The organism is Acidovorax soli, assembly GCF_900107605.1.
In the GTDB taxonomy this organism is placed as follows: domain Bacteria; phylum Pseudomonadota; class Gammaproteobacteria; order Burkholderiales; family Burkholderiaceae_C; genus Acidovorax; species Acidovorax soli.
Genome location: NZ_FNQJ01000007.1, coordinates 35921 through 52790, shown reverse-complemented (window position 1 = coordinate 52790; position 16870 = coordinate 35921). Strand labels below are relative to the sequence as shown.

Annotated in this window: 14 protein-coding genes and 1 tRNA gene; 6 read left to right on the top strand and 9 right to left on the bottom strand. The window is 65.9% G+C overall.

All coding sequences use genetic code 11. The features are described 5' to 3' along the window. Positions 1-21: 21 nt before the first annotated feature. The 6 genes from clpX to BLW02_RS07425 form a co-directional block, all read right to left on the bottom strand. Complete coding sequence (gene clpX, locus BLW02_RS07450; RefSeq protein WP_092697728.1) at positions 22-1287, bottom strand: ATP-dependent Clp protease ATP-binding subunit ClpX; 1266 nt, start codon at positions 1285-1287, stop codon at positions 22-24. A gap of 99 nt (positions 1288-1386) precedes the next feature. After that, a complete protein-coding gene (gene clpP / locus BLW02_RS07445) occupies positions 1387-1995 on the bottom strand; it encodes an ATP-dependent Clp endopeptidase proteolytic subunit ClpP (RefSeq protein WP_026435932.1) in 609 nt (202 codons plus the stop codon). 125 nt (positions 1996-2120) lie between these two features. Then, positions 2121-3431, bottom strand: a complete 1311-nt coding sequence (gene tig, locus BLW02_RS07440) for a trigger factor (RefSeq protein WP_092697727.1) — start codon at positions 3429-3431, stop codon at positions 2121-2123. 75 nt (positions 3432-3506) lie between these two features. Continuing rightward, positions 3507-3593: transfer RNA gene (locus tag BLW02_RS07435), tRNA-Leu, on the bottom strand. Positions 3594-3694: 101 nt separating this feature from the next. After that, positions 3695-6868: an efflux RND transporter permease subunit gene (locus BLW02_RS07430; RefSeq protein WP_092697726.1), complete on the bottom strand. Its 3174-nt coding sequence runs from the start codon at positions 6866-6868 to the stop codon at positions 3695-3697. Positions 6869-6876: 8 nt separating this feature from the next. Next, positions 6877-8073, bottom strand: a complete 1197-nt coding sequence (locus tag BLW02_RS07425) for an efflux RND transporter periplasmic adaptor subunit (protein ID WP_092697725.1) — start codon at positions 8071-8073, stop codon at positions 6877-6879. Between the two features lie 177 nt (positions 8074-8250). Here BLW02_RS07425 and hpnC point away from each other — a divergent pair, with 177 nt between their 5' ends. From hpnC to BLW02_RS07400, 5 genes are all read left to right on the top strand, one after another. Continuing rightward, the gene (gene hpnC, locus BLW02_RS07420) at positions 8251-9153 is read left to right on the top strand and encodes a squalene synthase HpnC (RefSeq protein ID WP_092697724.1); all 903 of its coding nucleotides are present in this window, start codon (positions 8251-8253) and stop codon (positions 9151-9153) included. A gap of 217 nt (positions 9154-9370) precedes the next feature. Further along, the gene (locus BLW02_RS07415; protein WP_092697723.1) at positions 9371-10795 is read left to right on the top strand and encodes an L-serine ammonia-lyase; all 1425 of its coding nucleotides are present in this window, start codon (positions 9371-9373) and stop codon (positions 10793-10795) included. A gap of 128 nt (positions 10796-10923) precedes the next feature. Beyond that, positions 10924-11766: a presqualene diphosphate synthase HpnD gene (gene hpnD, locus BLW02_RS07410; protein ID WP_092697722.1), complete on the top strand. Its 843-nt coding sequence runs from the start codon at positions 10924-10926 to the stop codon at positions 11764-11766. Beyond that, a complete protein-coding gene (gene hpnE, locus BLW02_RS07405) occupies positions 11766-13091 on the top strand; it encodes a hydroxysqualene dehydroxylase HpnE (RefSeq protein ID WP_092697721.1) in 1326 nt (441 codons plus the stop codon). Before hpnD ends, hpnE begins: the two co-directional genes overlap by 1 nt. Before the next feature lie 140 nt (positions 13092-13231). Then, positions 13232-14239 carry a Bug family tripartite tricarboxylate transporter substrate binding protein gene (locus BLW02_RS07400; RefSeq protein WP_092697720.1) on the top strand — a complete coding sequence of 336 codons (1008 nt, stop codon included), beginning with the start codon at positions 13232-13234 and terminating at the stop codon, positions 14237-14239. Positions 14240-14443: 204 nt separating this feature from the next. Here the strand turns inward: BLW02_RS07400 and BLW02_RS07395 are convergent, their stop codons facing one another. Genes BLW02_RS07395 through BLW02_RS07385 form a run of 3 tightly spaced genes read right to left on the bottom strand, consistent with a single transcriptional unit; the run spans position 14444 to position 16273 of the window. Then, positions 14444-14656, bottom strand: coding sequence for a DUF2788 domain-containing protein (locus BLW02_RS07395; protein ID WP_092697719.1), 213 nt, complete (start codon positions 14654-14656; stop codon positions 14444-14446). Then, positions 14653-15495 carry a DUF2189 domain-containing protein gene (locus tag BLW02_RS07390; RefSeq protein WP_092697718.1) on the bottom strand — a complete coding sequence of 281 codons (843 nt, stop codon included), beginning with the start codon at positions 15493-15495 and terminating at the stop codon, positions 14653-14655. The genes BLW02_RS07395 and BLW02_RS07390 overlap by 4 nt, the downstream gene beginning before the upstream one ends. A gap of 22 nt (positions 15496-15517) precedes the next feature. Then, the gene (locus BLW02_RS07385) at positions 15518-16273 is read right to left on the bottom strand and encodes an HAD family hydrolase (protein ID WP_092697717.1); all 756 of its coding nucleotides are present in this window, start codon (positions 16271-16273) and stop codon (positions 15518-15520) included. A 156-nt stretch (positions 16274-16429) separates the two neighbouring features. Here BLW02_RS07385 and BLW02_RS07380 point away from each other — a divergent pair, with 156 nt between their 5' ends. Continuing rightward, complete coding sequence (locus tag BLW02_RS07380) at positions 16430-16801, top strand: TraR/DksA family transcriptional regulator (RefSeq protein ID WP_092697716.1); 372 nt, start codon at positions 16430-16432, stop codon at positions 16799-16801. The last annotated feature ends 69 nt before the right edge of the window (positions 16802-16870 follow it).

Below are 16870 nucleotides of genomic sequence, written 5' to 3'. Positions count from 1 at the left end.
ATGGCGCCCGCTCCGGGCTTCTCAAGCCTTCTTGGCGGCCTCGCGGTACACCAGCAAAGGGGGCTTGTTTTCTTCGATGGTGGATTCGTCCAACACCACTTTCTCGACGTTGCTGGTGTTGGGCAGGTCGAACATGGTCCCGATCAGCGCCTGTTCCAGGATGGAGCGCAGGCCGCGGGCCCCTGTCTTGCGGGCGAGCGCCTTGCGGGCAATGGCCTTCAAGGCAGCGGGACGAATCTCCAGATCCACACCCTCCATGGCCAGCAGCTTGCTGTACTGCTTGACCAGCGCATTCTTGGGTTCGGTCAGTATCTGCACCAGCGCGTCTTCGCTCAGTTCGGCCAGTGCCGTTACGACGGGCATGCGCCCCACCAGTTCGGGAATCAGGCCAAACTTGATCAGATCTTCGGGCTCGATCTCGGTGAACACCTCGGACAGCGAGCGCTGTTTCTTGCTCTTGACCGATGCTCCGAAGCCGATGCCCGAGGCTTCGGTGCGGTTTTCGATGACCTTTTCCAGCCCTGCGAACGCGCCGCCGCAGATGAACAGGATGTTGGTCGTGTCGATCTGCAGGAAATCCTGGTTCGGATGCTTGCGCCCACCCTGGGGCGGGACGCTGGCCATGGTGCCTTCGATGAGCTTGAGCAGCGCCTGCTGCACACCCTCACCCGACACGTCGCGCGTGATGCTGGGATTGTCCGACTTGCGCGATATCTTGTCGATTTCGTCGATATAGACAATGCCACGCTGGGCCCGCTCGACTTCGTAGTTGCAGCTTTGCAACAGCTTCTGAACGATGTTCTCGACGTCCTCGCCCACATAACCTGCCTCGGTCAGCGTGGTGGCGTCGGCCATGACGAAGGGCACGTCCAGCATGCGCGCCAGGGTTTGCGCCAGCAGTGTCTTGCCCGAACCCGTGGGACCGATCAGCAAGATATTGCTCTTGGCCAGTTCCACATCATCCTTGTGGGCCTTGTCCTTGTGGCGCAGACGCTTGTAGTGGTTGTAGACCGCCACCGCCAGCGTGCGTTTGGCCTGGTCCTGGCCAATGACATAGTTATCAAGATTCTTCTTGATTTCCACCGGCGTGGGCAGATCACTGCGGCCTTCACGCGCCAGATCACCGGCTGGAAGCTCATCGCGGATGATCTCGTTGCACAGGTCAATGCACTCGTCGCAGATAAAGACCGACGGGCCGGCGATCAGCTTCTTCACTTCATGCTGGCTTTTGCCGCAGAAAGAGCAGTAAAGGGTTTTTTCGCTGGAAGAGCCTTTTTTCTCGGCCATGGGGGCAATGCCTTGTTTCGGAAAGTTGTCGGGATGATAACCAAATAAAAAACGGCGTCTTCCCTGTGGGAAAACGCCGCGCGGCCACCAGGGGCCGACTCAGGAGCGCTTGTGAATCACCTGGTCGATGATGCCGTAGTCCTTGGCTTCGTCGGCCGTGAGGAAGTAGTCGCGCTCGGTGTCTGCCTTGACCTTTTCCAGCGACTGGCCCGTGCGCTCGGCCAGGATGCGGTTCATCTGGTCCTTGGTACGCAGGATGTCGCGCGCATGGATCTCGATGTCGGTAGCCTGGCCGCGTGCGCCGCCCAGCACCTGATGGATCATGACCTTGGAGTTGGGCAGCGAAAAGCGCTTGCCCTTGGCACCGGCGGCCAGCAGGAATGCGCCCATGCTGGCGGCGAAGCCCACGCACAGCGTGGAAACATCCGGCTTGATGAACTGCATGGTGTCGTAGATCGACATGCCAGCCGTCACGCTGCCACCAGGGGAGTTGATATAGAAAGAAATATCCTTTTCAGGGTTTTCGCTTTCCAGAAACAGCAACTGCGCCACCACCAGATTGGCCGTCTGGTCATTGACCTCGCCCACCAGGAAAATGACGCGCTCCTTCAGCAGGCGCGAATAGATGTCGTAGGACCGCTCACCGCGGCCCGACTGCTCGATAACCATGGGGACCATGCCCAAGCCTTGTGTTTCCAGTGCGCTCATTGTTTCTCCAGTCAAGCAGATACTGTATCCAGAAATGAATTGGGGCTTGTGCACAAAAGCACAAGCCCCTGATGGGTGGCTACCGCGAGATCATCCGCAAGGAACGCGCTCCCGATGGCCCGGCCTCAGCCCTGGCCCATCAGTTCGTCGAACGACACCGCCTTGTCAACGACCTTGGCCTTGCCCAGAACGAAATCGGTCACATTGTTCTCGATGACCACCGCCTCGACTTCGGCCAGGCGCTGGCGGTCGCCAAAGTACCAGCGCACCACGTCTTCAGGCTTCTCGTAGCTGGCAGCCAGCTCGTCGATATGGGCCTTGAGCTGCTCGGGCTTGGCGTGCAGTTCGTTGGCGCGCACCAGTTCGGCCACCACCAGGCCCAGACGCACGCGGCGCTCAGCCTGGGGGCGGAACACGTCTTCCGGGATTTCCGCCTTATCGGCGTCCTTGATGCCGCGCTGCTTGAGCTCGGCACGGGCACCTTCCAGCAGACGGGCGATTTCAGCCTGCACACTGGCGTTGGGCAGGTCGAGTTCGGCCTTGGCGACCAGGGCGTCCATCACGGCTGCCTTGTTGCGGGCCAGCAGGCGGAACTTGACTTCGCGCTCCAGGTTCTTCTTGATGTCGGCGCGCAGGCCTTCCACCGAGCCATCGGCAATGCCCAGCGACTTGGCCAGGGCATCGTTCACTTCGGGCAGGTGGGCGGCTTCGATCTTCTTGATGGTGACCAGGAAGTCGGCGGTTTTACCGGCAACATCCTTGCCGTGGTAGTCGGCGGGGAATGCCAGGGGGAAGGTCTTGCTTTCGCCCGACTTCATGCCACGCACGGCGTCTTCGAATTCCTTGAGCATCTGGCCTTCACCCACCAGGAACTGGAAGTCTTCGGCCTTGCCGCCATCAAAGGGCTCGCCATCGATCTTGCCTTCGAAGTCCACGGTCACGCGGTCGCCGTCTTGTGCCGCAGCGTCGATGGCGCGCTGGGCAAAGCTGCGACGCTGCTTGCGCAGGATGTCGATGGTCTTGTCGATGGCGGCATCGGTCACTTCGGCGGACAGCTTTTCCACTTCCGCATCCGCCAGCTCACCGATCTTGACTTCGGGGAACACTTCGAAGATGGCGTCGAACGTGACCTGGCCTTCGGGGGCGCCTTCCTTTTCGGTGATGCGCGGCTGGCCGGCCACGCGCAGCTTGGCCTCGTTGGCGGCCACGGCAAAGGCCTCGCCCACCTTGTCGTTCAGCACTTCGTACTGCACCGAGTAGCCGTAGCGCTGGGTGACGACGTTCATGGGCACCTTGCCAGGACGGAAACCGTCCATTTTCACGGTGCGGGCCAAGCGCTTCAGACGGGAATCGACTTCGGTCTGGATGGTGGTCAGGGGCACGCTCAGCGTGATCTTGCGCTCGAGCTTCTCAAGGGTTTCAACAGTAACGGACATCGCTCTTCCTCGTATGAATGTGGATCGTGCTGGCTGCAGCGCAGCGGCGCCGTGTTCCGCAAAGTCTCACATGGGTGGTGCGCGGGGGGGGACTCGAACCCCCACACCATTGCTGGCGTCAGGACCTAAACCTGGTGCGTCTACCAATTTCGCCACCCGCGCGGTTCTACAAACAAACAGGCGGCAAGTTGGGCTGCCGCCTGTGTGAAATCGGTCAACCTTCTATTTTACCCTGATGCGGCAGGCGCTTTGAATCCCGGCGCTCATGCCAGCTCGGGAACCGGGCGCCGCACCCGGAACCAGGCGGCATACATGGCTGGCAGGGCCAGCAATGTCAGCACCGTGGCAACGACGAGCCCGCCCATGATGGCCACGGCCATCGGCCCCCAGAACACGCTGCGCGACAGCGGAATCATGGCCAGCACGGCGGCAGCGGCCGTGAGCACGATGGGGCGCAAGCGCCGCACCGCCGACTCCACGATGGCGTCCCAGGCGGGCACGCCCCGGGCGCGGTCCTGTTCGATCTGGTCGATCAGGATCACCGAGTTGCGCTGGATCATGCCCATGAGCGCGATCACACCCAGCAGCGCCACGAAGCCGAACGGACGATTGAGCAGCAGCAGCGCTGCCGCCACGCCCGCCAGCCCCAGCGGCCCGGTCAGGAACACCAGCATCGCGCGGCTGAAGCTGTGCAGCTGCAGCATGAGCAGGGTGAAGGTGATGAACAGCATGATAGGAATGCCCGCCGCAATCGACGCCGAGCCTTTGGAGCTCTCCTCCACGGCGCCCGCCACCTCGATGCGATAGCCCGCTTGCCCTGCGGTGCGCCACTTCGCCTCCATCTCCTTGAGGGACGGCAGCAGCGCCGCCGTCACGGTGGCACCTTGCAGGCCTTCGGTCACATCGCCCTGCACGGTGATGGCGTAGTCGCGGTTCTCGCGCCACATCACGCCAGGTTCCCAGGTGAACACGGGCTTGGCGATCTGCGTGAGCGGAATCGACTTGCCCGAGGCCGTGGGCAGATAGGCGTTGGCGATGTCGGTGATGGCGTTGCGCTCTTCGAGCGGCTGGCGCAGCACGATGTCGATGAGCTTGTCGCCCTCGCGGAACTGGCCCACCTGCATGCCCGACAGGATGGTCTTAGACGCCTGGGCGATGGACTGGCTGGTCACGCCCAGTGCACGCGCCTTGGCCTGGTCCACTTCCAGGCGCAGCACCTTCACGGACTCGTTCCAGTTGTCGTTCACGCCACGCATGTTGGGGTTCTGGCGCAGCTGCGCCTTCACCTCGTCCGCCCGCTCGCGCAGGACCAGCGGATCGGGCCCCACCACGCGGAACTGCACGGGGTATGGCACCGGTGGCCCGTTGGGCAGCAGCTTGACGCGGCCACGCACCTCCGGAAATTCTTTCGCCAGCAATTCAGGCAGCGCCACCCGCAGGGATTCGCGCACCTTCAGATCCTGCGACAGCACGATGAACTGCGACACGTTGGTCTGCGGGAACACCTGGTCCAGCGGCAGGTAGAACCGCGGCACGCCCGACCCCACCCAGGCGCTCACGGTGCTGACGCCCGGCTCGGAGAGCAGGCGCTGCTCCACGCGCTTGGTGACTTCTTCGTTGCCCGCGAAAGAGGTGCCTTCGGGGAACCAGATGTCCACCAGGATCTCGGGGCGGCTCGAATCCGGGAAGAACTGCTGCTGCACCTTGCCCATGCCCGCAATGCCCAGCGCAAAGGTCAGCACCGTGGCACCGATGGTCAGCCAGCGGTGCTCCACGCACCAATGCACCAGCCGACGGAAGGCGGTGTAGAACGGGCTGTCGAACACCTCGTGCGGATCGTCGGCAATGCCCTGGCTGGCCTGCGCCGCGAGCACATGGGGCGGCACCTTGAGCAGCAGCGTGCCCAGGTAGGGCACAAAGTACACCGACACGATCCAGCTGAGCACCAGCGCAATCACCGTGACGGCAAAGATGGCAAACGTGTATTCGCCGGTCATGGATTTGGCGATGCCGATGGGCAAAAACCCGGCCGCCGTGATCAGCGTACCCGTGAGCATGGGCATGGCGGTGAGCTCATAGGCAAATGTGGCGGCGCGCACCTTGTCGTAGCCCTCTTCGAGCTTGAGCACCATCATCTCGACCGCAATGATGGCGTCGTCCACCAGCAGACCGAGCGCAATGATGAGCGAACCCAGCGAAATCTTGTGCAAGCCGATATTCCAGTACCACATGGCCAGGAAAGTCACAGCCAGCACCATGGGGATGGTGATGCCCACCACCAGGCCGGGGCGCGGGTCGATGTACCAGCGTTTCCACAGCGGCTGGTTGCCGGGGCGCTTGTGCAGCCCCAGACTGACGAAGCTCACCACCAGCACGATGACCACGGCCTCGATCAGCACCTTGACGAACTCATTCACGGAGCTGGCCACCGCCTTGGGCTGGTCCTGCACGTTGACCAGCTTCACCCCCGCTGGCAGCCTGGCACCAATGCGGTCGGTGGCTGCGTGCAGTGCCTTGCCCAGCGCAATGATGTCCCCGCCCTTGGCCATGGAAACGCCCAGCGCGATCACCTCCTGCCCCTGGTGGCGCACCTTCACGGTGGCCGGGTCCACATAGCCGCGGTGAACTTCGGCAATGTCCGACAGGCGCAGCTGCGCACCCGACGGCCCCCGGATCGGCATGGCGCGCAGGTCTTCAATGGCATTGAACTGCCCGCCCACCCGCACCTGCACCTGGTCCTGGGGGGTCTGGAAGGCGCCGGCACTCTCCACCGCGTTTTGCTGCCCCAGCTGGGCCAGCACCTGGCTCATGTCCAGGCCCAGTTGGGCCAGGCGCTTTTGCGAGATCTCGATGAACAGCTTTTCGTCCTGCACGCCAAACAGCTCGACCTTGGCCACATCGGGCACGCGCAGCAGCTGCTGGCGCGCATCGTCGGCAAAGGTTTTCAGTTCGGCATAGCTGAAGCCTTCGGATTCGAGCGCATAGATCACGCCATACACATCGCCAAAATCATCGTTGAAGAAAGGCCCCTGGATGCCCCCCGGCAGGGTGTAGCGCATGTCGCCCACCTTCTTGCGCACGGTGTACCAGACGTTGGCCACCTCGCTGGCCTTGGACGAGTCCTTGATCTGAAAGATGATCTGCGACTCACCGGGCTTGGAATAGCTGCGGATCTTGTCGGCATAGGGCACCTCCTGCAGCGTGCGCTCGATCTTGTCGGTCACCTGCTCGGCCACCTGCTGCGCCGTGGCGCCCGGCCAGTAGGTGCGCACCACCATGGCCCGGAAGGTAAAGGGCGGGTCTTCATCCTGCCCCAGCTGGAAATAGGCTGCAAAGCCCAGCAGCATCAGCACCACCATGAGGTAGCGGGTGAGCGCCGGGTGGTCGAGCGCCCATTTGGAGAGGTTGAACCCCTCTTTGGGTTGTCGTTGGGTCATGGCCTGCCTTACTTTGCGGAAGAGGCCGCAGCCGCCGCAGAGGCAGCAGGCACCGGAGGAATCGCTATTGATTGCGTAGCTGTTTGCGCTTTAGGCACAGGCGCAACAACCACTTTCGGCCGATAAACCATGACCTTCTGCCCCGACGAGAGCACATGCACCCCCGTGGCCACCACCTGCATGCCCGGCGCAAGGCCCGACGCCACCACGGCGTCATTGCCATCGGCCGTGGCAATCTGCACCACCTGCGACCGCACCGTGCTGGTGGCGGGGTCATACACCCACACCGCCGTGGCCTGCCCCTCCTGGCGCAGCGCGCTGGTGGGCAGCTTGATGGCCGCAACGCCCGCGTGGCTCAAGGCCTTGGGCGTGACATACACCGTGGCGCCCAGGGCCGGCACATCGCCGCCTTCCAGCGCCACCTTGACCTGGTAGGTGCGCGTGGCCGCATCGGCGCTGGCCGCCACCTCGCGCACGCGGCCCGTCAGCGGCGCGCCGCCCGACCAGCCACGCACCGCCACGTCCTGGCCGCGCGCGATGTGCGCCACCTTGTCTTCGGGCACGGCAAACACCACATCGCGCGGGCCGTCCTGTGCAATGCGCACCACGGGCGTGCCCGCTGCCACCACCTGGCCCGGCTCGGCCTCGATGCCCGTGACCACGCCCGACACATCGGCCACCAGCGTGGTGTACCCGGTCTGATTGCCTTGCGAAGACAGCTGCGCGCGCGCCTGGTCCAGCGTGGCCTGCGCGGCCTTGAGGGTGGCCTCGCGGCGCTCCAGCTCGGCGCCGCTGATGAAGTTCTGTTCCTTCAAGGCCTGGTAGCGCCTGAAGTCGGCCGCCGCCAGATCACGCTGCGTGGTCGCCGCTGCCAGTTGTGCACGCGCGGCATCTGCCGCCAACTGGTAATCGCGCGGATCGAGTTGCGCCAGCACCTGCCCGGCTTTCACCCGCTGGCCCAGTTCGGCCTGGCGCTGCACGATCTTGCCCGCCACCCGAAAGCCCAGGCGCGATTCCACGCGCGCGCGCACTTCGCCCGCATATTCCAGGCTGGACTGCAGCGCCCCCACGCCCACCGTGAGCAGCTTGACCGCGCGCACGGGCTCCTCGGGCGGTGCCGGCCGGGAACAGGCCGCCAGCGAGGCGGCAGAGACAACAAGAAACAGATACCGCAGCGAAGGCCGCCGGGTGAAGGGTGTGCGCATGGGACATCCGGGGTAAGAACGGCAGGTGCCCCGCACCCATGTGACGACGATCAAAGCGCCGCCCCATGTGCTCCCATGTTTTCAGCGGGACAAGGCAACCAAACCGCGAAATTTTACTGACTGACCGGTTAGTAATCTAGAGGGACGCCCTGGCAATGTCAAGCGACAATCCCGCCTGTGAATCAACGCCCGCACTCTCCTGACCCTGATGCTGCCGCAGCACCACAGCCGACCGCGCCGGTGGTGGCCGCGCCCGTCACGCACTACGAGAACTTCCCGGTGGCCTCGCTGCTGTGCCCGCCCCACCTGCGCCAGCCCATTGCCGCCATCTACGCCTTTGCCCGCACGGCGGACGACATGGCCGACGAAGGCGACGCCACGCCCGCCCAGCGCCTGGCCGACCTGGCCGCCTACCGGGCCGAACTGGCCCGCGTGGCCGCAGGCCAGCCCCCTGCGGCGCCCTGGGCCGCCGTGTTTGGCCCGCTGCAGGCCGTGTTGCGCCAGCACCAGCTGCCGGTGCCGCTGCTCGACGACCTGCTCAGCGCCTTCATCCAGGACGTGGAAAAAACCCGCGACGCCCAGGGCTACGCCGACCGCGCCGAGCTGCTCGACTATTGCCGCCGCTCCGCCAACCCCGTCGGCCGCCTGCTGCTGCACCTGTATGGCGTGACCGGCGCACAGGCCCTCCAAGAAAGCGACGCCATCTGCACCGCCCTGCAGCTCATCAACTTCTGGCAAGACCTGAGCGTGGACATTCCCCGCGGCCGCCACTACCTGCCCCACGCCGACTGCGCCCGCCACGGCGCCGGCCCTGCCGACCTGCTGGCGCTGCGCAGCACCCCCGACAACGCGCGCCTGATTGCCGACTGCGCCCGCTGGGCCCGCACCAGCATGCAAAGCGGCGCCCCCCTGGTCCACCGCCTGCCCGGCCGCGCGGGCTGGGAGCTGCGCCTGGTGGTGCAAGGCGGCCTGCGCATCCTCGACAAGGTCGATGCCCTGCAAGGCGGCAGCCTGCACACGCGCCCCAGGCTCCACGCCTGGGACTGGGGCCTGATGCTGGGCCGCGCGCTGGCAATGTAAGAAAGATTCATGGGCGGCAAGGCGATCTGACACGGGGTGGGCCTCGGTCAAAAGGATTGAAGCAAAAACAGCCGCAATGGCTTATCCAACAAGCGCTAGTAGCTATTAAATATGCAGCAATCAACCTGCCAGTCGCCATGGTTGCAGCGCGGGCGGCGCATCGTGGGCAGGGATTGCGCGCATGCTGCAGCCCTGCCGTCCGATTAGCCTCGCCACCATGACCACCTCTCCCCTCTCCGTCAGCGTTTTCGACCTCTTCAAGATCGGCATCGGCCCATCGAGCTCGCACACCGTGGGGCCCATGATTGCCGCGCGGCAATTCGCCTGCCACCTGCAGGCCAGCGTGGGCCTGGCGGCGGTGCACGGCGTCGCGGTGGAACTGTTCGGCTCGCTCTCGGCCACCGGCGTGGGCCATGGCACCGACCGCGCCGTGCTGCTGGGCCTGGCCGGGCACGAACCCGACCGCATCGACCCCGAGCTGATCGCGCCCGCCATTGCGCAGATCCGCAGCAGCGGCACGCTGGCGCTGCTGGGCACGCACACCGTGCCCTTCATCGAAAAAGAGCACCTGCTGTTTCGCCGCAAAAGCCTGCCGCTGCACCCCAACGGCATGTGCTTTCACGCCTTCAACGCGCAGGGCGAAGAGATCGCGGTGCGCGAGTACTACTCGGTGGGTGGCGGCTTCGTGATCGATGCCACCGGCGAGCGCGTGCTCAACCTTGCCGCCGGCGCCGATGCCGACACAGCCGGCCACGGCCGTGGCCTGCCCTACCCGTTCCGCACCGGTGCCGAGCTTCTGGCCCAGTGCCAGGCCACCGGCCTCACCCCCGCCCAGCTCATGGCCGCCAACGAAGAGCACTGGCGCAGTGCCGCCGCAGTGCGCCGCCAGCTCCTGGCCATCTGGCAGACCATGGCCAGCGCCGTGCAGCGCGGCTGCGGCAGCACCGGCAACCTGCCCGGCCCCCTGCATGTGCGCCGCCGCGCCGCCGAACTGCACAAAAGCCTGAGCAGCCACCCCGAGGCCGCCCTGCGCGACCCGCTCGCCATGCTCGACTGGGTCAACCTGTACGCCATGGCCGTCAACGAGGAAAACGCCGCCGGCGGCCGCGTGGTCACCGCCCCCACCAACGGCGCGGCCGGCGTCATCCCCGCCGTGCTGCACTACTACGTCAACTTTCTGCTGGGCGCCGGCAAGGCCAACGAAGACGGCATCGCCAACTTTTTGCTCACCGCCGGCGCCATCGGCATCATCTACAAAGAGAACGCCTCGCTCTCGGGCGCCGAAGTCGGCTGCCAGGGCGAGGTGGGCGTGGCCTGCTCCATGGCCGCCGGCGCGCTGGCAGCCGTGATGGGCGGTAGCCCTGAGCAGATCGAGAACGCCGCCGAGATCGGCATGGAGCACAACCTGGGCATGACCTGCGACCCCGTGGGCGGCCTGGTGCAGATCCCCTGCATCGAACGCAACGCCATGGGCGCCATCAAGGCCATCAACGCCGCCCGCATGGCCCTGCGCGGGGACGGCCAGCATGTGGTTTCGCTCGACAAGGTCATCAAAACCATGATGCAGACCGGCGCCGACATGAAGGTCAAATACAAGGAAACCTCGCGCGGCGGGCTGGCGGTGAACGTGGTGGAGTGCTGAAGCGCTACCAAACCAGTCACTCTCAAATCAATAGCTGCCAGCGCTTATTCAGCAATCGCCAGCGGCCAAAAATACTTCAAACCTCACCACCCCGGCAGACGCTGTTCGGCATGGGACAATCCGGCCCCATGACACCGCAGCAGTACGTTCAGCAAAAGGCCGTGGCCTCGGGCAGCAGCTTTTATTACGCCTTTCTCTTCCTGCCCGCGCCGCGCCGCGCGGCCATCACGGCGTTTTATGCGTTTTGCCGCGAGGTGGACGATGTGGTCGATGAAGTGACCGACCCCGGCGTGGCCCGCACCAAGCTGGCCTGGTGGCAGGCCGAGGTGGCCAAGGCTTTTGCCGGCCAGCCCACCCACCCGGTGATGCAGGCGCTGATGCCGCACACGTTGGACTACGGCATCGAGCAGCGCCACCTGCAGGCGGTGATCGACGGCTGCCAGATGGACCTGGAGCAGACGCGCTACCTCGACTTTGCCGGCCTTTCGGGCTATTGCCACCTGGTGGCGGGCGTGGTGGGCGAGGTGGCGGCGCGCATCTTTGGCCAGACCGACCCGCGCACCACCGAATACGCCCACCGGCTGGGCCTGGCGTTTCAGCTCACCAACATCATCCGCGACGTGGGCGAGGACGCCATGCTGGGCCGTATCTACCTGCCGGTAAGCGAACTGCAGCAGTTTGACGTGAAGGCGCACGAGATCTTGAAGCGCCAGTATTCCGACCGCTTCACCGCCCTGATGCGCTTTCAGGCCGAGCGCGCGCACCGCCTGTACGAAGAGGCCTTTGCCCTGCTGCCCGACGCCGACCGCCGCGCCCAGAAGCCCGGCCTGATGATGGCCAGCATCTACCGCACGCTGCTGCGCGAGATCGAACACGAGAACTTTCAGGTGCTGCACCAGCGCATCCGTCTGACGCCGCTGCGCAAGTTCTGGCTGGCGTGGAAGGTGCAGGCGCTCGGGCGCATGTCCTGATGGCGGCACGGGTTGCCGTGATCGGTGCCGGCTGGGCCGGCATGGCCGCCGCCATTGCGCACACGCAGGCGGGCCGGCAGGTCACCGTTTTTGAAGCGGCGCGCACCGTGGGCGGCCGTGCGCGCGCCGTGCCCGCCAGCTTGCCCGATGGCACCGCGGCCACGCTGGACAACGGCCAGCATATCCTGATCGGCGCCTATGCGACCAGCCTGCGCCTGATGCGGCTGGTGGGGGTGGACCCCGACGCTGCGCTGCTGCGCCTGCCGCTCACGCTGCAGTTCCCCGATGGCCAGGGACTGCAGTTGCCCGATCTGCCGCCGCCGCTGGATGCCCTGGCGGGCATCGCCACTGCCCGGGGCTGGGGCTGGCGCGACAAGCTGGCGCTGCTGCGCACGGCCTCGGACTGGCAGCGGCGCGGCTTTTGCTGCGCGCCCGAGGTTTCGGTAGCCCAGCTGTGCGCCGGGCTCACGCCGCGCCTGATGGCCGAGTTCATCGATCCGCTGTGCGTGTCGGCCCTCAACACCCTGTCGCACGAAGCCAGCGGCCAGGTGTTTTTGCGCGTGCTGCAGGACAGCCTGTTCAGCGGCCGGGGCGGCTCCAACCTGCTGCTGCCGCGCACCGACCTGGGCGCCCTGTTTCCTGAAGCGGCCGGGCGTTGGCTGCAGGCCCAGGGTGGCGCGCTGCACACCGGCCACCGGGTGCAGCGCCTGGCACGCAGCCCTGCGGGTGGCCCCCACGGCGCCGCAGGCTGGCGGGTGGACGGCCTGCCGTTTGAAGCCGTGGTGCTGGCCATCACCAGCACCGAGGCGGCCCGCCTGGCGCTGACGGCACAAAGCACGTTGCCAGGCCCCGAGGCAGCCGCCCTGCACGCCTGGGCCGACAGCGCACAGGCGCTGCGCTTCACGGCCATCTCCACCGTCTACGCCCAGGCGCCGGCGCCATCGCATGGCCACTTGCTCAGCCGGCCCATGCTGGCGCTGCGCCCTGGCGCGGGCCGGCCCGCGCAGTTCGTGTTCGACCGGGGCCAGCTGGGCGGCCCGGCGGGTTTGCTGGCCTTTGTGGTCAGTGCCAGCGCGGGCGACCGCGCCACCCTGGAGCGCGCGGTGCTGCAGCAGACGCGCGAACAGCTGGGGCTGCAGGGCCTGGGCATCGTCCAGACGGTGATTGAAAAACGCGCCACCTTTGCCTGCACGCCCGGCCTGCAGCGGCCCGCGCCGGCACTGGCGGACGGCCTGTGCGCCTGCGGCGACTACATCGAAGGCCCCTACCCGGCCACGCTGGAAGGCGCGGTGCTGAGTGGCACGGCAGCGGCAGCCCTGGCCTGAGGAAACGCAAAGGCCTCTGCGACCGCCCCCGGGAAACTCCCTAGCCCACCGACCGCAGTTTGACAGCCGTTCGACAGCGTGGCGGTGCACCATGGCCGCAGCCCATTTTTGACTGTAATTCCTGCCAAGGAGACTGCACCATGCCGCCCCACCCCTCTTCCGCCTTGTGCCCCACCCGCCGCCAGCTGCTGACCGCCAGCAGCGCGATGGCCCTGGGTGGTCTGCTGCCCGCGACTTCGTGGAGCCAGACCCCCTGGCCGAGCAAATCAGTGCGCTTCGTGGTGCCCTTTGCACCAGGCGGCAGCTCGGAAATCGTGGCCCGCTCCACCGCCGCCGAGCTCTCCAAGACGCTGGGCCAGAGCGTGTTCGTGGACAACAAGCCGGGCGCAGCGGGCAACATCGCCATGCAGGAAGTGGCGCGCGCCGAAGACCAGCACACGCTGATCCTGGGCCACATCGGCACGCTGGCGGTGAACCCCTTCATCTTCGACAAGCTGCCCTACGACGCCAACAAGGACTTCAAGCCCGTGAGCCTGCTGGCCAAGGTGCCCAGCCTGTACGTGGTGCACCCCGATGTGCCGGCGAAGAACCTCAAGGAATTCATCGCCTATGCCAAGAAGAACCCGGCCAAGCTCAGCTACGGCTCGGCGGGCAACGGCAGCGCGGGGCACCTGGCGTTTGAATACCTCAAGATGACGGCCGACATGTTCATGCTGCATGTGCCCTACCGCGGCACCGGCCCCATGATGACCGACCTGCTGTCGGGCCGGCTGGACGCTGCTGCCGTGGGCGCCGCCGCCATGCTGCCGTTCGTCAAGTCGGGCAAGGTGCGCTGCATCGCCACCGGTTCGGCCCAGCGCCTGCCGCAGCTGCCCGATGTGCCCACCGTGGCCGAACAAGGCTTTCCCGGTTTCGAGATGACGCAGTGGTACGGCATGCTGGCCCCCGCCAGCCTCCCGCAGGAGCACATCGACAAGCTCGCCGCCGAAACCATGAAGGCCGTCAAGGCACCGGAATCGCTCAGGCGCCTCAATGCCGATGCGGCCGAAGCCATTGGCGGCACGCCCGCGCAGTTTGCCCAGTTCATCGCAGCCGAGCAGGCGCGCTGGAAGAAGGTGCTGCTGCGCGCCAAGGTCAAGCCCGACTGATACGGCTTTGCCTTCAAACGTATAACGTCGTTAGTTCGCCTTGCCGTGCTACAGCACTGTCTGCGGCTTCCCGCCCAGTTATCCGATTGAATTCAAAACCGTATGATGGGCGCACCAGGTCCCGCAGCGGGGGCCCGGGCCTGGGCCTGCTGCGGGAGTCGCGTTAATGATCGCCCCGGGCCACTGGCCGGCCGGGGGGTCGCGTTATTTCTCCAGCCACCACTGGATGACCACCTTGGCCAGGAACCCCAGGAAGCCCACGCCCAGCCCCAGGAACAGCACAAAGGTGCCAAACCGGCCGGCCTTGGAAGCCCAGGCCAGTTGCCCGATGATGAAAATCATGTACAGGATGAAAGCCCCTACCCCGTAGGTGAGGAAGAAGCTCGAAATCTGCGCTTCGGTAAATCCAAAAATCACGAGCGCCCCCCCTGGGCAGGACCCTTGTACGAATCGCGCGGCGGCAGGCTGGAGGCATCCACCAGGTCGCGGTAGGCATGCCAGCTGGCATGGCCCAGCATGGGCATGACGGCAACCATCCCCAGCAGCAACGAACCCAGCCCCAGCAGCGTGAAACCCAGAATCAGCGCAGCCCACAGCGCCATCGGCACCGGGTTGGCCAGCACCGCCTGCCAGCTCGTCAGGATGGCCTGGCGAAGGCTGGCGCGCCGGTCCAGCAGCAAGGGCATGGCCACCACGCTGGACAAAAAGATGGGCGCGGCCATCAGGCTGCCCAGCGCCAGCCACAGCTCGAACAGCCAGCCCTCGCGGGCCAGCACCACATGCAGCAGAAAGTCTCGCGGCGTCTCGATGGGCACGGGCGCCAGCAGGGTGATCAGGGCCGCCGAGGTCACCACCCAGCCGGTGGCGGCCAGCGCCAGCAGCACGCCGAACTGCACCATGCACCAATAATCATTGCCCCACTTGTTGACATGGCTGTTCTGCCAGTTGAGCCAGGTTTTCAGCACCACGGCGGTGTTGGCGCTCTCGCGCTGCTCCAGCGCACGGCTCAGGGCATACAGGCTGGTGGCCAGCACCGGCGCCACCACCAGAAAGCCCGACAGCGCGCCCGCCAGCAGCCAGAAACGGTTGTAGGCCACGGCCATGATGGCGGCGCCCAGCAGCGTGATGGCCAGGCCGTGGGCAAAGCTGATCCAGCCGGCACGCGCCATGTCGCGCCAGCCCAGGGCCAGCCAGGCCAGCGGTTGCATCAGCCCGATGGTACGGACGACGGGCAAGGGGGGCGGGGTAAAGCGCATCGGTTCTTCCGGCAAAAGCGGTTTAACGGGGTGTCGCCGGGTCGTCCAGCAGACGGCACAGCTCGGTGAGGCTGGCCACGGTGGCATGGGGCGGTGTGTCGTGGGGCCAGTCCTTGCGCACCGGGTTCAGCCATACGGCCTGCATGCCGGCGGTGATGGCCGCCAGCGCATCGAGCGTGGCATCGTCCCCCACATGCAGCACCTCGTGGGGTTCGACTCCCAGGGTGCTGGCGGCGGCGTGAAAGATGCGCGGGTCGGGCTTGGGCACACCAAATTCGTGTGCGCTGATGCTGGCTTGGAAGTAATGCCCGATGCCCACGCGGTGCACATCCGCGTTGCCATTGGACACGGCCACCACCGGGTAGCGTCCGGCAAGAAACGCCAGCGTGGTGTGTGCATCGTCAAACAGCTCCACCCGCTGGCGCTCGGCAAAGAACACCTCGAACGCGGGCTCGGCCAGTGCCGCTTCATCCCCGGCCTGGGTGAGGGCCAGGCGGATGGATTCGCGGCGCAAGGCACCCAGGTCGTGCCGCAGGTCGGGGCGCAGGCTCCCCATCTGGTTGCGGATGGCCCGCAGCGCCGCGGTGTCGGAATACAACGCCGCGGTGGCGGGGGCATGCACGGTCAGCCATTGCAGCAAGACCGCTTCGGCCCGGGTGATGGTGGGCCAGATGGGCCACAGGGTGTCGTCCAGGTCGAGGGTAACGGCACGGATGCGGGAGATGTCAAGGGAGCAAGCGGGCACAGTCGATGCAGGGAAAGCGGGGGTTACGGGCATTGCCCTGGAAATTCCGGCCAGAGAATACCCCACGCAGCCACCGAGAGTGGACCGGCGAGGGTGCAAGAGATTTTTTGCCCTGGCGCTCTGCCCATAATAGAAGCAGGCGCCGCTGCCAGCACCTGAACGCACAGATCAACCCCAACGGAGAAAACCATGAACACAACACTGACCGCCGCCCAACGCGAAGAACTCAAGGCCCTGCTGCTGGCGGCGCGCCGCAGCCTTGAGTCCCAGATGCAGCAAAACCGCGAGAACCTCGCGCCGCCCGCCGCCGACCAGGATGGCATCGAGCAAGGCAATGTGGTGCGAGAGGTGGACCAGGCGCTCACCAACATCGACGCCGCTGACGTCAAGCGCATCGACCACGCCCTGGAGGCCATGGAAGACGGCAGCTATGGACTGTGCGCCGAATGCGGCTGCGCCATCCCGTTCGAGCGCCTCAAGATCGAGCCTCAGACGCAACACTGCGTGGCCTGCAAGTCGCGCTGGGAACAGGGCAAGGGCCACGCCAAGACGCACGCCTGAACCTGCAGCGCCGGGGCCGCAACCGGGCCTGCGGCCAAAGCCCATGCCGGCGCACCGGCCCTGCCTTGC

What these genes read in the sequence shown, in the direction of transcription:
- clpX (WP_092697728.1), bottom strand. Translation starts at nt 1,287, where the DNA reads ATGGCCGAGAAAAAAGGCTCTTCCAGCGAAAAAACCCTTTACTGCTCT.
- clpP (WP_026435932.1), bottom strand. Translation starts at nt 1,995, where the DNA reads ATGAGCGCACTGGAAACACAAGGCTTGGGCATGGTCCCCATGGTTATC.
- tig (WP_092697727.1), bottom strand. Translation starts at nt 3,431, where the DNA reads ATGTCCGTTACTGTTGAAACCCTTGAGAAGCTCGAGCGCAAGATCACG.
- BLW02_RS07430 (WP_092697726.1), bottom strand. Translation starts at nt 6,868, where the DNA reads ATGACCCAACGACAACCCAAAGAGGGGTTCAACCTCTCCAAATGGGCG.
- BLW02_RS07425 (WP_092697725.1), bottom strand. Translation starts at nt 8,073, where the DNA reads ATGCGCACACCCTTCACCCGGCGGCCTTCGCTGCGGTATCTGTTTCTT.
- BLW02_RS07415 (WP_092697723.1), top strand. Translation starts at nt 9,371, where the DNA reads ATGACCACCTCTCCCCTCTCCGTCAGCGTTTTCGACCTCTTCAAGATC.
- hpnD (WP_092697722.1), top strand. Translation starts at nt 10,924, where the DNA reads ATGACACCGCAGCAGTACGTTCAGCAAAAGGCCGTGGCCTCGGGCAGC.
- hpnE (WP_092697721.1), top strand. Translation starts at nt 11,766, where the DNA reads ATGGCGGCACGGGTTGCCGTGATCGGTGCCGGCTGGGCCGGCATGGCC.
- BLW02_RS07400 (WP_092697720.1), top strand. Translation starts at nt 13,232, where the DNA reads ATGCCGCCCCACCCCTCTTCCGCCTTGTGCCCCACCCGCCGCCAGCTG.
- BLW02_RS07390 (WP_092697718.1), bottom strand. Translation starts at nt 15,495, where the DNA reads ATGCGCTTTACCCCGCCCCCCTTGCCCGTCGTCCGTACCATCGGGCTG.
- BLW02_RS07385 (WP_092697717.1), bottom strand. Translation starts at nt 16,273, where the DNA reads ATGCCCGTAACCCCCGCTTTCCCTGCATCGACTGTGCCCGCTTGCTCC.
- BLW02_RS07380 (WP_092697716.1), top strand. Translation starts at nt 16,430, where the DNA reads ATGAACACAACACTGACCGCCGCCCAACGCGAAGAACTCAAGGCCCTG.